This is a genomic window from Acetobacter fabarum (assembly GCF_029069195.1).
Lineage (GTDB): Bacteria > Pseudomonadota > Alphaproteobacteria > Acetobacterales > Acetobacteraceae > Acetobacter > Acetobacter fabarum_A.
Genome location: NZ_JARDYK010000026.1, coordinates 2,501 through 5,420 on the forward strand (window position 1 = coordinate 2,501; position 2,920 = coordinate 5,420).

2 rRNA genes (1 of these 2 only partly in view) are annotated in these 2,920 nt (G+C 54.5%); both read left to right on the plus strand.

The features are described from left to right. Nucleotides 1-2,597: ribosomal RNA gene (locus PY793_RS13950) — 23S ribosomal RNA — on the plus strand (it extends 145 nt beyond the left edge of the window). Nucleotides 2,598-2,703: 106 nt separating this feature from the next. Next, a 5S ribosomal RNA gene (gene rrf / locus PY793_RS13955) occupies nucleotides 2,704-2,819 on the plus strand. Nucleotides 2,820-2,920 lie beyond the last annotated feature (101 nt).

The following is a 2,920-nucleotide window of genomic DNA, read 5'->3' on the forward strand; positions in this document are numbered from 1 at the left end:
TCATCATCTGAATACATAGGGTGATGAGGCGAACCCGGGGAACTGAAACATCTCAGTACCTGGAGGAAAAGACATCAATTGAGATTCCGCTAGTAGTGGCGAGCGAACGCGGAACAGGCCAGTGGTCTTTGGAAGAGAAGCAGAACGATCTGGAAAGGTTGGCCATAGTGGGTGATAGTCCCGTATGCGTAGTGCTTTTAAAGATCCTTGAGTAGGGCGGGGCACGTGAAACCCTGTCTGAACATGGGGGGACCACCCTCCAAGCCTAAATACTCCCTGGTGACCGATAGTGAACAAGTACCGTGAGGGAAAGGTGAAAAGCACCCCGACGAGGGGAGTGAAATAGACCTGAAACCGAATGCCTACAAGCAGTCGGAGCCTCTTATGGGGTGACGGCGTACCTTTTGTATAATGGGTCAGCGAGTTTCTGTTTGCAGCGAGCTTAAGCCGATAGGTGTAGGCGTAGCGAAAGCGAGTCTGAATAGGGCGCATAGTTGCTGGCAGAAGACCCGAAACCGAGTGATCTAGCCATGGCCAGGCTGAAGGTGCGGTAACACGCACTGGAGGGCCGAACCCACGCCTGTTGAAAAAGTCGGGGATGAGCTGTGGCTAGGGGTGAAAGGCCAATCAAACTCGGAGATAGCTGGTTCTCCGCGAAATCTATTGAGGTAGACCGTCAGGTGTTGACCCCGGGGGGTAGAGCACTGGATGGGCTAGGGGGGCCCAAAGCCTTACCAAACCCAACCAAACTCCGAATACCCGGAAGTTTAGCCTGGCAGACAGACAGTGGGTGCTAAGGTCCATTGTCGAGAGGGAAACAGCCCAGACCACCAGCTAAGGCCCCTAAATCGTGGCTAAGTGGGAAAGGATGTGGGGATTCCAAAACAACCAGGAGGTTGGCTTAGAAGCAGCCATCCTTTAAAGAAAGCGTAATAGCTCACTGGTCTAATTAGAAACCCTGCGCCGAAAATGTAACGGGGCTCAAGCCACGTGCCGAAGCTGTGGGTGCATACTATGTATGCGCGGTAGCGGAGCGTTCCGTAGGTCTGTGAAGGAAGCGGGGTGACCCCTTCTGGAGATATCGGAAGTGCGAATGCTGACATGAGTAGCGACAAACAGTGCGAGAAACACTGTCGCCGAAAGTCCAAGGGTTCCTGCGCAAGGTTAATCCACGCAGGGTTAGTCGGCCCCTAAGGCGAGGGCGAAAGCCGTAGTCGATGGGAATCAGGTGAATATTCCTGAACCTGCCAGAAGTGACGAATGCGATATGTTGTTGGTTCTTAACGGATTGAACCGGCTTTTGGAGCATTCCAGGAAATAGCTCTGGCGTATAGACCGTACCCTAAACCGACACAGGTGGACTGGTAGAGCATACCAAGGCGCTTGAGAGAACGATGCTGAAGGAACTAGGCAAATTACTCGTGTAACTTCGGGATAAGCGAGACCCGCATTTGGGCAACCATATGTGGGTGGCACAGACCAGGGGGTAGCGACTGTTTAGTAAAAACACAGGACTCTGCGAAGTCGAAAGACGACGTATAGGGTCTGACGCCTGCCCGGTGCCGGAAGGTTAAGAGGAGGTGTGAGAGCACTGAATTGAAGCCCCGGTAAACGGCGGCCGTAACTATAACGGTCCTAAGGTAGCGAAATTCCTTGTCGGGTAAGTTCCGACCTGCACGAATGGCGTAACGACTTCCCCGCTGTCTCCAGCATCGGCTCAGCGAAATTGAATTCCCCGTGAAGATGCGGGGTATCCGCGGTCAGACGGAAAGACCCTATGAACCTTTACTGTAGCTTTACAGTGGCATCAGAGACATTCTGTGTAGGATAGGTGGGAGGCTTTGAAGCGGGGGCGCCAGTTCCCGTGGAGCCATCCTTGAAATACCACCCTGAATTTTTCTGATGTCTAACCGCGGCCAGTAAGCCTGGTCCGGGACCCTGTATGGTGGGCAGTTTGACTGGGGCGGTCGCCTCCCAAAGTGTAACGGAGGCGCGCGATGGTGGGCTCAGGCCGGTCGGAAACCGGCTGTTGAGTGCAATGGCATAAGCCCGCCTGACTGCGAGAGTGACAGCTCGAGCAGAGACGAAAGTCGGCCATAGTGATCCGGTGGTCCCGCGTGGAAGGGCCATCGCTCAACGGATAAAAGGTACTCTAGGGATAACAGGCTGATCTCCCCCAAGAGTCCACATCGACGGGGAGGTTTGGCACCTCGATGTCGGCTCATCACATCCTGGGGCTGGAGCAGGTCCCAAGGGTTCGGCTGTTCGCCGATTAAAGTGGTACGTGAGCTGGGTTTAGAACGTCGTGAGACAGTTCGGTCCCTATCTGCCGTGGATGTTGGAGATTTGAGAGGATTTGTCCCTAGTACGAGAGGACCGGGATGAACATACCTCTGGTGCACCGGTTGTCGCGCCAGCGGCACCGCCGGGTAGCTAAGTATGGACGGGATAACCGCTGAAAGCATCTAAGCGGGAAACCCACCTCAAAACTAGATCTCCCTGAGGGTCGTGGTAGACCACCACGTTAATAGGCCAGATGTGAAAGCGTGGTAACACGTGCAGCTAACTGGTCCTAATCACCCAATAGGCTCACTCTCACACTATCCTTACGGATAGCCCGTGCACAGAAATCATCCATAACCACGTCACACACAACCAGACGCACCAACCGCATCCATACACCCAAAAGGGTGGTCTGGATGACCTGGTGGCCATGGCGGGGAGAGTTCCACCCGATCCCATCCCGAACTCGGCCGTGAAAACCCCCAGCGCCTATGATACTGCGGCTTAAGCCGCGGGAAAGTCGGTCGCCGCCAGGTCTTCCAGTCTACCCTCACAAAATATAATCAACGCAAAATCATTACTCTCACCATCGCGGGGTGGAGCAGCCCGGTAGCTCGTCAGGCTCATAACCTGAAGG